The organism is Mesorhizobium sp. HAY1-8B (genome assembly GCF_056868045.1).
This window is the reverse complement of the sequence record NZ_CP200321.1, coordinates 6,559,953-6,572,763: the sequence shown is the minus strand read 5'-3', so window position 1 is coordinate 6,572,763 and position 12,811 is coordinate 6,559,953. Positions and strand designations below refer to the sequence as shown.

7 protein-coding genes are annotated in these 12,811 nt (G+C 64.4%); 1 reads left to right on the top strand and 6 read right to left on the bottom strand.

Going from position 1 to position 12,811, the window contains the following annotated elements; genetic code table 11:
* Positions 1 to 43: 43 nt before the first annotated feature.
* On the top strand, positions 44 to 1,558 hold the full coding sequence (gene amaB / locus AC1VON_RS31605) for an L-piperidine-6-carboxylate dehydrogenase (RefSeq protein ID WP_483126025.1): 1,515 nt from the start codon (positions 44 to 46) through the stop codon (positions 1,556 to 1,558).
* Positions 1,559 to 1,955: 397 nt separating this feature from the next.
* Here the strand turns inward: amaB and AC1VON_RS31600 are convergent, their stop codons facing one another.
* The 6 genes from AC1VON_RS31600 to AC1VON_RS31575 all read right to left on the bottom strand — a co-directional run bounded on the left by AC1VON_RS31600 (position 1,956) and on the right by AC1VON_RS31575 (position 12,754).
* Positions 1,956 to 2,822, bottom strand: a complete 867-nt coding sequence (locus AC1VON_RS31600) for a hypothetical protein (RefSeq protein WP_172348799.1) — start codon at positions 2,820 to 2,822, stop codon at positions 1,956 to 1,958.
* Positions 2,823 to 2,972: 150 nt separating this feature from the next.
* Positions 2,973 to 3,701: a hypothetical protein gene (locus AC1VON_RS31595; protein WP_246741010.1), complete on the bottom strand. Its 729-nt coding sequence runs from the start codon at positions 3,699 to 3,701 to the stop codon at positions 2,973 to 2,975.
* Positions 3,702 to 4,387: 686 nt separating this feature from the next.
* A complete protein-coding gene (locus AC1VON_RS31590) occupies positions 4,388 to 4,762 on the bottom strand; it encodes a hypothetical protein (RefSeq protein WP_172348800.1) in 375 nt (124 codons plus the stop codon).
* A gap of 194 nt (positions 4,763 to 4,956) precedes the next feature.
* Complete coding sequence (locus AC1VON_RS31585; RefSeq protein WP_483126024.1) at positions 4,957 to 8,241, bottom strand: efflux RND transporter permease subunit; 3,285 nt, start codon at positions 8,239 to 8,241, stop codon at positions 4,957 to 4,959.
* The gene (locus AC1VON_RS31580) at positions 8,238 to 11,372 is read right to left on the bottom strand and encodes an MdtB/MuxB family multidrug efflux RND transporter permease subunit (RefSeq protein ID WP_483126023.1); all 3,135 of its coding nucleotides are present in this window, start codon (positions 11,370 to 11,372) and stop codon (positions 8,238 to 8,240) included. Before AC1VON_RS31580 ends, AC1VON_RS31585 begins: the two co-directional genes overlap by 4 nt.
* Complete coding sequence (locus AC1VON_RS31575; protein ID WP_483126022.1) at positions 11,369 to 12,754, bottom strand: MdtA/MuxA family multidrug efflux RND transporter periplasmic adaptor subunit; 1,386 nt, start codon at positions 12,752 to 12,754, stop codon at positions 11,369 to 11,371. The genes AC1VON_RS31580 and AC1VON_RS31575 overlap by 4 nt, the downstream gene beginning before the upstream one ends.
* Between the last annotated feature and the right edge of the window lie 57 nt (positions 12,755 to 12,811).

Here is a 12,811-nt window from a genome sequence, read left to right as displayed (position 1 = left end):
CCCGACGCCATATGATGACGACGGGATCTGAAAGGGACAAAAAATGACCATAGCGAAGGAAACGGCTGAGCTTCTGGCGAAACTGGGTGTGGCCAAGGACGCGCTTGTCGGTGGTGACCTCATCGTGCGCAGCCCGGTAACGGGCGAAGAGATTGCCGCGCTAAAGACGATTTCGCCCGCCGATGCGGCCAAGACCATCGATGCTGCGCACAAGGCGTTCCAGTCCTGGCGGCTGGTGCCGGGTCCCAAGCGCGGCGAACTGGTGCGTCTGCTCGGCGAGGAATTGCGTATCCACAAGGCCGAGCTTGGCCGGCTGGTGTCGATCGAGGTCGGCAAGATCCCGTCCGAGGGCCTCGGCGAAGTGCAGGAGATGATCGACATCTGCGATTTCGCCGTCGGTCTGTCGCGCCAATTGTACGGCCTCACCATCGCCACCGAGCGTCCGGGCCATCGCATGATGGAAACCTGGCATCCGCTCGGTGTCGTCGGTGTCATTTCCGCCTTCAACTTCCCGGTCGCGGTGTGGTCGTGGAATGCAGCCCTGGCGCTGGTCTGCGGTGATGCGGTGGTGTGGAAGCCGTCGGAGAAGACGCCGCTGACCGCACTTGCCTGCGAGGCGATCTTTGCGCACGCCGTCAAGCGTTTCGGCGCCGACGCGCCGCAGGGCCTGCTCCAGGTGCTGATCGGCGACCGTGCCGTCGGCGAAGTCCTGGTCGATCATCCCAAGGTGCCGCTGGTGTCGGCCACCGGCTCGACGCGCATGGGCAGGGAGGTCGGGCCGCGGCTGGCCAAGCGCTTTGCGCGCGCGGTGCTGGAACTCGGCGGCAACAATGCCGGCATCGTGGCGCCCAGCGCTGACCTCGACATGGCGCTGCGGGCGATTGCCTTCGGCGCGATGGGCACGGCCGGGCAGCGCTGCACGACGCTGCGGCGCCTGTTCGTGCATGAGAGCGTCTATGACGCGCTGCTGCCGCGGCTGAAGAAGGCCTATCAGAGCGTTTCGGTCGGCAATCCGCTGGAGACCTCCTCGCTGGTCGGGCCGCTGATCGACAAGGCCGCCTACGAGGCCATGCAGAAGGCGTTGAAGGAAGCTACCGCACATGGCGGCAAGGTGACCGGCGGCACGCGGGTCGAGAACGGTCATCCCGATGCCTATTACGTGCATCCCGCCCTTGTCGAAATGCCGAAGCAGGTTTCGCCGGTGACCGAAGAGACCTTCGCGCCGATCCTCTATGTGATGAAATATGCCGACTTCGACGCCGTGCTCGACGAGCACAATGCGGTGGGTGCGGGCCTGTCGTCTTCGATCTTCACGCGCGACCTGCAGGAATCGGAGCGCTTCCTCGGCGTCGACGGTTCGGACTGCGGCATCGCCAACGTCAATATCGGCACGTCGGGGGCCGAGATCGGCGGTGCCTTCGGCGGCGAAAAGGAAACCGGCGGCGGCCGCGAGAGCGGCTCCGATGCGTGGAAGGCCTATATGCGGCGCGCCACCAACACGGTGAACTACTCCAAGGCGCTGCCGCTGGCCCAGGGCGTCTCATTCGACATCGATTGAGAACGCCGGGAGTTGTCCAAGGCTAGTGTCGATCAGGCTCGGCGAGCATCAATCGACACAGGTGGAGGGCGTACATGCCGCACTGACGCTGGACAGTTTCTGACGCTTGTCCAGCGTTGGCTTTTCTTACGGTCTCTTCATGCAGGGGCCTCTCGGGATGTCTTGTCGTGCAAGCGTGTCTCGCTTACGGGAGGCGCTTCGACGATCAAGTCGCGCAGGTCGATGGCGTGCAGACCGCCGTGACGTCGGACAGTCGTTCGCGCTTGTCCAAAGTCGGCTTTTCATAACGTCTTTTCATGCAGGCCCCTCTCCAATCATGGTGCCGCGCATAACGGCGATTGGAGTGCTAGCGGGCACGACGGATTCGCGCATCCCCGTGCGGGAGACGCCGCACGGGTCAGCGGCCTGCCGTCGAACCAAAGGCTTCGGCGAAGGCGGCATCCATAATCGCCAGCTTCACTGCCTGGGCGGTCATGTATTCCCCATAGAAATCGCGCGATATCCACATGACGGACTGGCCCCTCTGGCCGAGCCAGCCGACGCTGCCGAGGTCTTCGGCGGCGCGAAGCTTGCGTGCAAGGTGAGTGCGCGACAGTTTCAGCCATTTGGCGAAATCGCCGATCGAGACGACACCGGTCGGGAGCCGATCAAGGCCGGCATGCTCGGGATCGACGCCCGATATCAACCAGTCCATGACGACGCCGCCATTGTTGAGCCAGGTGAAGAGGGAAAAGGTCTGCTTGGGCTCGCGTACCGGATTGGACGAGAGCAAGCCATCGGCAATCCGTGGCTGCAGCATGGCGAGCGCGTCCGGCCTGGCCAGGAACAGGGCCAGGCGGTTCGCACCGTCGAGACCGTCCAGCGTCTGCAGATGCGCCATCAGCCAGAGGGTAACCGGCTCCAGCGAGGCCGCGGCCGGCTGCAGAGGACGGATGCGGCCGTCCTGTGCCGTGGGGATATACTCGATGAAACCGTAGTGCAGCATTTCCTTGACGAAGGCGTCGGCGGTGTTGCGGCTGGCCACCGAATTCTGCCAGATCGCGTCGAGGAAACGCGCTGACGTCAGTTCCTTACGATAGTCGTCTGGCTCCCTCCTGAAATGCAAGGCAAGACCGATATGGGCCATGAGCCAGCGTTGCTGCGTGGCAAACACCGACGCGAGCCGCGGATTCATCTCATAGGTCTGGTTCATCGCCTGTGCCTGGACGCGGATACAGCGATGCAGGGCCGGATGACCGGCAATTTCTTCCAACGTCAGCGCCATTCCCCCCGCTGCGATAAGACCCCTTGTCGCGAAGACGCAAGAACACATTTTCAGTCTTCGTGGCTCGTGTCCAGACGCCGGCCGTCAACAGTGAGTGAATGCGTATAGCGGGTACAAATCGGGGGGCGCTTCATCGCTTCGAGCCGCCGCTCAGCCACCGCCTCGCGATGGCGGAAAACAAGTCTCGAAGGCGGTGTCGACAACGGCCAGCTTGGCGGCCTGGACAGTCATGTATTCCTCGTAGAAACCGTGCGACACCCACATCACCGAATGCCCGCGCTGGCCAAGCCAGCCAATGCTGCCTAATTCCTCGGCGGTGCGCAGTTTGCGGCCGAGATGGGTCCGCGACAGCTTGAGCCATTTGGCGAAGTCGCCGATCGAAACCACGCTGGTCGGGATTCGCTCCAGGCCTGCGTGATCGGGATCGATGCCAGACATCAGCCAGTCCATGACGATGCCGCCATTGTTGAGCCAGATGAACAGGGAAAAGGTCTGGTTGGGTTCACGCACCGGCTTCGAGGCCAGCAGGCCGTCGGCTATCAGGGGCTGCAGCGTGGCAAGCATGTCGGGCCGATCCAGGAATCTGGCCAACCGGTCGCCGCCATCGATATGGTCAAGCGTGCGCAGATGGGCGATCACCCAGCCGGTGAACCTCTCGATGGTGGCCGCCGTCGGCTGCAGGGGATGCGTGCGGCCGTCTCCGCCCGCCACATACTCGGCGATGTTGTAGTGCAGCATCTCCTTGATGAAGGCGTCCGCCGTGTTGCGGCTGGCTACCGCGTTCTTGTGCACGACCTCAATGAAACGCGAGACTGTCAGTTCCTTGCGGCGGTCGTTCGGATCGCGCCTGAAGTGCATGGCAAGGCCGACATGGCCCATAAGCCAGCGCTGCTGCGTGGCAAAGATGGAAGCCAGCCGCGGGGTTTCCTCATAGATTCGGATCAGGGACTGCGACTGTTCCTGAACGTAGCGGTGCAAGGCCGGATGGGCCGCTATGTCTTCCAATTTCAGCGCGGATCTCCTGAAGCTTCAAAACAACCCTGATGGCGAGATTGCGTTCCTCATTTTCCAGCCTTCAGTATGTGTCCAGACGTACCAATTGCGAAGAACAGGGCCAGCCGAGATACGGATCCACGGCGACAGTTCACGTTTCAGTCTGCTAATTGATTGCCATGTCTTGGAAAAAACCTCCCAATCACAGTCAGTCGAACGAGCGCCGGTTGGATTGATCTTCCAACGCGGCAAACTCGAATATCACCTATGCCGGTGCGGGCTTCATCGCAAGCCGCCAGTACAGGGGCCTACAACGCCTATGCACATGGTGCTGGCGGGCCGGTGACGGCCTTCTTCACCGGCCAGCCGGTGAATGGCAACACGCGGGTGCTGGTCGAGGATCTTCGGCTTGGTGGCCTGGCCTTCGGCCAAAGGCATGGCCGAAACCGCTTCCATCCGCGCAATCGCCTCGGTCCGGCAGGCTCTTGCCTTGCTCGTTCGCGAGGCTCGATGGAAAAACCCGACGCCCCGGAAATCTGTCCGAGGCGCCGTGCGATCATGATCAGCCCGCGTCAGCCGTTCGGGTAATAACCGCCATCGGCGCCGTCGCCGATGTAGGTGCCGCCGCCTGAATCGGTCTGCAGTTGCTGATCCAGCCTCTCGATCTGGCCGAGCAAGCTCTGGTATGCATCGCCACCCGTGGCCGAGCGATGGATGCTGTCGGCCCGCATCATCAGATCGTGCTCCTGCTCAGGGGTGATCGCCTTTGCCTCCATTGCCTCGACAATCCCCTGCTTCACGCCCTGCAACTGATCCAGGACCACCCGTGCCTCGACGGACATGCCGCCGGGTTTGACCCGGTGGCGATGCACCGCGTAGGCACTCGATAGTGGCACCGCCGCCAGGAGCGATGCGATTGCTATGATCTTTGGTGTGAAACCGCGCATGGTCGCGCCTCCCTTCAACGGGAAAGCGGTAAGGTTATCGCTTTCCGATCGCGGGCAACCTGCTCCCGTCGCGTCGTGATGATCCTGTCATCGCCGGCGGATCGTGACCCGCATAGTCGATATAGGGATGTTCCGGAGCCTGGCACGACAGAGAACGGAAAGTTGACAGCTTGTGATCGGCGAGGTGAGCCGGCTCACTCCCCGGCTTGCACAGTTGGTTGCCGGGGATACCGTGCCCGCCACCGTAATTGCCTGCACCAGAGACTGAAGCGGTCGACATAGATGTAGATGACCGGCGTCGTGTAGAGGGTCAGGATCTGGCTCAGGATCAGGCCGCCGACGATGGCGATGCCAAGCGGCTGGCGCAGTTCCGCGCCCTCGCCAAGGCCGATCGCCAATGGCACGGCGCCGAACAATGCCGCCATGGTCGTCATCATGATCGGGCGAAAGCGCAGCAGGCACGCCTGGTAGATGGCGTCGTGGGCCGGCTTGCCTTCGTTGCGTTCCGCAGCCAGCGCGAAGTCGATCATCATGATCGCGTTCTTCTTGACGATGCCAATCAGGAGGATGATGCCGATCAGCGCCATGATCGAGAACTCGATGTTGAACAGGGTCAGCGCCAGCAAGGCGCCGACACCGGCCGAGGGCAAGGTCGACAGAATGGTCAGCGGGTGGGCGTAACTCTCGTAGAGAATGCCGAGCACGACATAGACGGCAATCAGCGCGGCGAGGATCAGCAGCGGCTGATCAGAGAGCGAATCCTGGAAGACACGCGCCGTGCCCTGGAAACTGCCATGGATGGTGGCCGGCATGCCGATGCGGTCGGCCGCCGCATTGATGGCCGCGATGCCTTCGCTGAGCGCGACGCCAGGCGCCAGGTTGAACGACAGGGTGGTGGCGACGAACAGGCCCTGGTGGTTGACCGACAGCGGCGTGCTGCCGGGGCCGTAATGCGCGAAGGCCGACAGCGGCACCATGATCTCGGCTCCGGTGCTGACCGCCGATCCGGTCGAAGCCGCCGTCCTGCCGGTGCTGGTGATGGAATTGTTGGCCTGATTGCGCGCCGCGTCGGCGGCGATCGACTGGGCCGAGGCGGACTGGCCTGTCGCAACGAATGTGCCGGCGACCGCGTTGCTGGCCTGCGAACCATGCACCGAGCCACCGGAGGTGCTGACATAGACCTTGTTCAGCGCGTCCGGGTTCTGCCAGTATCGCGGCGCCACCTCCATGATGACGTGGTACTGGTTGCGCGCCACGTAGATAGTCGACACCTGGCGCTGACCGAAGGCGTCGTAGAGCGTGTTGTCGATCTGGCTGGCCGATATGCCGAGGCGCGTCGCCGTATCACGGTCGATGGTGACGTCGGCTTCCAGGCCTTTGTTCTGCTGGTCAGAGTTGACGTCGGTGAGCCTGGGCTCGGTTTGCAGCGCGGCCGCGAGCTTCGGTGCCCACTCCGCCAGCTGGTCGAAACTGTCGCCCTGCAATGTGTACTGGTATTGCGCGTTCGACTGACGCCCGCCGACGCGGATATCCTGCACCGCCTGCAGGAACAGCGTGGCGCCCGGCACATCAGCCAGTTCGCGCCGCAGCCTGGCGATGACCTGGTCGGCGGAGACCTTGCGCTCCGCCAGCGGCTTCAGCGAAACGAACATGAAGCCGGAGTTGGTCTGGCCGCCCCCGGTGAAGCCGACGGCGGTGTCGACGGCTGGATCCTTGCCGACGATGGCCGCGTACTGGCTGAGCTTCTGCGACATCGACTGGAAAGAGGTTGCCTGGTCGGCCTGGATCGAGCCGGTCAGCCGTCCGGTGTCCTGCTGCGGGAAGAAGCCTTTTGGGATGGTGACATAGAGATAGCCATTGAGGCAGAGCGTTGCCGCCAGCACCGCCATGATCAGCAGCGGATTGTCGAGCGCCCAGGACAGCGACCGGCGGTAGAAGCCCAGCATGCCCTCGAAGATACGCTCGCTGAAGCGGTAGAGCCGGCCGTGTTCGCGTTCTCCCTCAGGGCGAAGCAGGATGGAGCACATCATCGGCGTGGTGGTCAGCGAGATTGCGAGCGAGACCAGGATCGCCGCCGACAGCGTGATGGCGAATTCGCGGAACAGCCGTCCGACGATGCCGCCCATCAGCAGGATCGGGATGAAGACGGCGATCAGCGACAGGCTCATCGACAGCACCGTGAAGCCGACTTCCTGGGAGCCCTTGATCGCCGCCTCCATGCGGCCCATGCCGGATGCGGTGTGGCGGGCGATGTTTTCGAGCACGACGATGGCGTCGTCGACGACGAAGCCGGTGGCGACCGTCATCGCCATCAGCGACAGATTGTCTATGCTGAAGCCCATGAGGTACATGGCGCCCAGCGTGCCGACCAGGGACACGGGCACCGCCACGATCGGCACCAGCGCCGAGCGCACGTCGCGCAGGAAGGCGAAGACGACGAGGATCACCAGGCCGATGGCGATCATCAGCGTCCGCGCGACCTCGCTCAGCGAGGCGCGGATGGTGGTCGAGCGGTCGACCGCCAGCGACAGATCGATGGCCGGCGAGATGGAGGCGCGCAGCGTCGGCAGCAGTGCCTTCACCCGGTCCACCGTCGCGATGATGTTGGCGTTGGGCGACCGGTTGAGGATGATCAGCACGCCCGGCTTGCCGTTGGCGAGACCGGCGTTGCGGATGTTTTCGACGGAATCACTGACCTGGCCGACATCGGAAAGCCTGACCGGCGCGCCATTGCGGTAGGCAACGATCAGGGAACGGTAGGCGTCCGCCTTGTTGGCCTGGTCGTTGGCGTAGATCTGATAGCGCTGCTGGCCGACATCGATCGCGCCCTTGGGGCTGTGGGCGTTGGCGGAGGCAAGGGCCGCGCGCACGTCCTCCAGCCCGATGCCGTAGTCGTAGAGCACCTGGGGGTTGAGTTCGACGCGCACGGCCGGCAGCGAGCTGCCCCCCACCGACACCTCGCCGATGCCGTCGACCTGTGAGAGTTTCTGCGCCAGCACGGTGCTGGCGGCATCGAAGAGCTGGCCCTTGGACAAAGTGTCCGATGTCATCGACAGGATGAGGATCGGGGCATCGGCGGGATTGACCTTGCGATAGGTCGGGTTGGAGCGCAGGCTGGACGGCAGGTCGGCGCGCGCGGCGTTGATCGCCGCCTGGACGTCACGCGCCGCGCCGTCAATGTCGCGGTCCAGGCCGAACTGCAAGGTGATGCGGGCGCTGCCGACGCTGCTCGACGAGGTCATCTCGTTGACGTCGGCGATCTCGCCGAGATGCCGCTCGAGCGGGCTGGCGACAGTGTTGGCCACCACCTGCGGGCTGGCGCCCGGCAGCGACGCCTGCACCGATATTACGGGGTAGTCGACCGCCGGCAGCGGCGCCACCGGCAATTGCGGAAACGCCACAAGTCCGGCCGCCAGCAGGCCGAAGGTCAGCAGCGTCGTCGCCACCGGCCGCCGGATGAAGGGAACCGACAGGTTCATGGCGCTGCGTCCATGCCCTGGATGCTGGGAAGATCGGGGGCACGGGGCAGGTTGGGCTCGATGCCTTGCAGCCGGGCGGCAAGGCGGTCGAACCAGAGATAGATCACCGGCGTGGTGAACAGGGTCAGCAACTGGCTGAGCAGCAGGCCGCCGACGATGGAGACGCCCAGGGGATGGCGCAGTTCCGAACCGACGCCGGTGCCCAGCATCAGCGGCAGGGCGCCCAGCATCGCCGCCAGTGTCGTCATCAGGATCGGGCGGAGGCGCAGCAGGCAGGCCTGGTAGATGGCCTCGCGCGGCGTCTTGCCTTCATGGCGCTGCGCGTCGAGTGCGAAGTCGATCATCATGATGGCGTTCTTCTTGACCACGCCGATCAAGAGGATGATGCCGATGATCGAAATGATGGTCAGGTCCTGGCCGGCGATCATCAGCGCCAGCAGCGCGCCGATGCCGGCCGAAGGGAGCGTCGACAGGATGGTGATCGGATGGATGAAGCTCTCATAGAGCACGCCGAGCACGATGTAGACCGTCACCACCGCCGCCAGGATCAGGAACAGCGTGTTGTCGAGCGAAGCCTGGAAGGCGCGCGCGGCGCCCTGAAAGCTGGTGATGATGCTGAGCGGCATGCCGATCTCGGCCTGCGCCTGCTCGATCGCGGTGACCGCCTCGCCGAGCGATGCGCCCGGCGCCAGGTTGAACGAGACGGTGGTGGCGGGGAATTGCCCCATATGGGTGATCTGCAGCGGCGTGGTGGCGACATGGGTGGTTGCCACCACCGACAGCGGCACCGGCGCGCCGCCCGTTGATGAGGGCAGGTAGACGGAGGACAGCGCCTTCAGCGAATCCTGTTCGGACGGGGCGGCCTCGAGAATGACGCGGTACTGGCTTGACGTGGTGTAGATGGTCGAGACCATGCGCTGGCCGAACGCGTCGTAGAGCGCGTTGTCGATGGTCGCCGGCGTGATGCCGAAGCGCGCGGCCTGGTCGCGGTCGATGTCGACAAAGACGGCAAGACCGCTGTTCGACAGGTCGCTGGCGACATCGGTGAGCTGCGGCAGAGTGTTCAGTTTTGTGAGCAGCTTTGGCGTCCATTCTCCCAGTTCGTCGGCATTGGCGTCCTGGAGTACGAATTGATACTGGGTGCGGCTGACCTGGCCGTCGATGGTCAAGTCCTGAACCGGCTGCATGTAGAGCGTCACGCCCGCCACCGAGGCGGCTTCCTGTTTCAGCCGTGAGATGACGGCGGTGATATCGGCGGTGCGCTCTTCATGCGGCTTGAGGTTGATCAGGATGCGGCCGACATTCATCGTGGTGTTGGTGCCGTCGACACCAATGAAGGACGACAGGCTGTCGACATCGGGGTCTTTGAGGATGATGGCGGCCAGCTGCTGCTGGCGGTCGGCCATGGCGGCATAGGAGATCGACTGCGGCGCCTCGGTGATCGCCTGGATGACGCCGGTGTCCTGCACGGGGAAGAACCCCTTGGGGATGACCACGTAGAGAGCCGCCGTCAGGACCAGCGTCGCCGCCGCCACCACCAGCATCAGCGTCTGCCGGTCGAGCACCCAGGTCAGCGCATGGCCGTAGCCGCGGATCACCCAGTCGAAGAAGTCGTGGCTGGCACGCTGCAGGGCGTTCTCATGCACCGCCGACAAGGGTTTCAGCAACTTGGCGCAGGCCATCGGCACCAGGGTCAGCGACACCACGGCTGAGATCAGGATGGTGGTGGCGAGCGTGATGGAGAATTCGCGGAACAGCCGGCCCACGACATCGCCCATGAATAGAAGCGGGATCAGCACCGCGATCAGCGAGACGGTCAGCGAGATGATGGTGAAGCCGATCTGCTGCGACCCTTTCAGCGCCGCCTGCAGCGGAGTCGCGCCTTCTTCGACATAGCGCGCGACGTTCTCGATGACGACGATGGCGTCGTCGACGACGAAGCCAGTGGCGATGGTCAGCGCCATCAGCGACAGATTGTCGAGGCTGAAGCCGAACAGATACATGACGCCGAGCGTGCCGACCAGCGACAGGGGAACCGAGAGGCTGGGGATCAGCGTGGCGCGCGCGCTGCGCAGGAAGACGAAGATGACCAGCACCACCAGGATGATCGACAGCGTCAGCTCATATTCGACGTCGCGCACGGACGCGCGGATGGTCGTGGTGCGGTCGGTCAGGACCTTCACGTCGACGGCATTCGGCAGCGAGGCCTGGAGCTGCGGCAGCAGCGCCTTGATGCGGTCGACCACGTCGATGACGTTGGCGCCGGGCTGGCGTTGGATGTTGAGGATGATCGCCGGCGTGCTGTTCATCCAGGCCGCCAGTCTGTTGTTCTCGGTGGCGTCGACCACATCCGCCACATCGCTCAGCCGCACCGCCGCGCCATCCTTATAGGCGACGATCAGCGAGCGGTATTCGTCGGCGCTCTTCAGCTGGTCGTTGGCGTTGATGGTGTAGGCGCGCGACGGTCCGTCGAAATTGCCTTTGGGGGTGTTGACGTTGGCGCTGCCCAAGGTGGTGCGCAGGTCGTCGAGATTGAGGCCATAGGCGGCGAGCTTGCGAGGGTCGGCCTGGACGCGCACGGCCGGCCGCTGGCCGCCGCTGAGGCTGACCAGGCCGACGCCGGGCAGCTGCGATATCTTCTGCGCCAACCTGGTGTCGGCAAGCTGCTGCACGTCACGCAGCGGCATCGTGGCCGAGGTCAGGCCGAGGGTGAGCACAGGCGCGTCGGCCGGATTGACCTTGGCGTAGATCGGGGGCGCCGGCAGGTCGGCCGGCAACAGGTTGCCGGCGGCGTTGATGGCGGCCTGCACCTCCTGCTCGGCGACATCGAGAGAGATCGCCAGGCTGAACTGCAGCGTGATGACCGAGGAGCCGGCCGAGCTTACCGAGTTCATCTGGTTGAGGTTGGCGATCTGGCCGAGCTGGACCTCCAGCGGCGCGGTGACCGAGGATGTCATCACGTCAGGGCTGGCGCCGGGATAGAAGGTCTGCACCTGGATGGTCGGATAGTCGACCTCGGGCAGGGCCGAGACGGGCAAATAGCGATAGGCCAGCAGGCCGGACAGCATGATGGCGACCATGAACAGCGACGTCGCCACCGGCCGCAGGATGAAGGCTCGCGACGGGCTCATTGCTGCTGCCCGGACTCCGCGTGATGGTGCTTGTGGCCCTGGCCCTTGTGCCTGCCCGTGTCGTCCGGCTTCGGCGTATCGGATACGGGCTGGTCGGATGCCGGCGCCTGCGACTGAGGCGCTGTGCCGGCGGGCAAGGCAGCGGATGCCTGCGCATGTGTCTGTGCTGGTGCCTGTGGCGAGGGCTGCACCGGGCTCGGTGCCTGCCCGTCCTGCTGAAGGTTGATATGGGCGCCGTCACGCAGCTTGTCGGCGCCATCGACGACGACACGGTCGCCGGGGTTCAGGCCGGCGAGTATCTCGACACGCTCGCCATTGGTGACGCCGAGCGTAACCTTGCGCACGGAAACCGTGCTGTCGGGATTGACCAGGTAGACGAAGGTGCCTGGCAGGCCGCGCTGGATCGCGGCGATCGGGGAGATCGCCACGTCCTTGTGCTCGTCGACGAGAAGCACGACATTGACGAACTGGTTCGGATAGAGGACACGCGCCTCATTGGCGAAGCCCGCCCTCAGCTTGATGGTGCCGGTGCTCGGGTCGATCTGGCTATCGAAGGTCTCGAGCTGGCCGTCGGCGAGCTTCTTGGCTCCGGCGCGGTCGAAGGCGGTGGCGGGCAGCGTGGCCCCGTGCTGCATGCGCTGCGCGATCGCGGGCAATTCATCCTCGGGCACGGTGAACAGCACACTGATCGGCTGCACCTGGGTGATGACGACGATGCCGTTGGCATCGCTGGGGGTTACGTAGTTGCCCTGATCGACCTGGCGCAGTCCGGCCCGTCCGTCGACTGGAGAGAGGATGCGGCAATAATCGAGATTGAGGGTGGCGGTCTGTATCATCGCCTGGTCGACCTGGATGGAACCCTGATCCTGCGCGACAAGGGCGACCTGCGCGTCGAGGGTCTGGGGTGTCACCGTCCCCTGGGCCACCAGCTTCTGGTCGCGAACGAGGTCGAGCCCAGCATCCTTGAGCATCGCCTGGTCGCGCACCAGCTGGCCTTGCGCCTGGGCGAGCGCCGCCTGGAAGGGGCGGGGGTCGATCTCAGCCAGCAGGTCGCCCTTCTTGACGTCCTGGCCTTCCTTGAAATTCACCTGGATGAGCGGGCCGGTGACTTGCGACTTGACGGTGACGGTGGAAAGCGAGGTCACTGTGCCGAGCGCGTTGAGGGTGACGTCTATCGTGCCTTTTTCGATGGCGGCGGCGCCGATCGTCGTCGGCTGCGCGCCGCGTCTGCCGCCGGACTGCCTGGCCTCGACATGCGGCCGCTGATAGAGATAGGCGCCCGTGGCGGCAACGATCGCAATGAAGATCAGCCAGGGAATCCAGCCGCGCGAACGGCGTTGCGCGACGGTCGTCTGCAGGGGCATTTCCAATTGCTGGTCCATGGCGGCGTCTTTCACCCCCATGAACCAATATGGCCGAATCCGGCCCAAGTCGAATTA

Coding starts and splice junctions, on each gene's coding strand:
- amaB (WP_483126025.1), top strand. CDS start 44: ATGACCATAGCGAAGGAAACGGCTGAGCTTCTGGCGAAACTGGGTGTG.
- AC1VON_RS31600 (WP_172348799.1), bottom strand. CDS start 2,822: ATGGCGCTGACGTTGGAAGAAATTGCCGGTCATCCGGCCCTGCATCGC.
- AC1VON_RS31595 (WP_246741010.1), bottom strand. CDS start 3,701: ATGGGCCATGTCGGCCTTGCCATGCACTTCAGGCGCGATCCGAACGAC.
- AC1VON_RS31590 (WP_172348800.1), bottom strand. CDS start 4,762: ATGCGCGGTTTCACACCAAAGATCATAGCAATCGCATCGCTCCTGGCG.
- AC1VON_RS31585 (WP_483126024.1), bottom strand. CDS start 8,241: ATGAACCTGTCGGTTCCCTTCATCCGGCGGCCGGTGGCGACGACGCTG.
- AC1VON_RS31580 (WP_483126023.1), bottom strand. CDS start 11,372: ATGAGCCCGTCGCGAGCCTTCATCCTGCGGCCGGTGGCGACGTCGCTG.
- AC1VON_RS31575 (WP_483126022.1), bottom strand. CDS start 12,754: ATGGACCAGCAATTGGAAATGCCCCTGCAGACGACCGTCGCGCAACGC.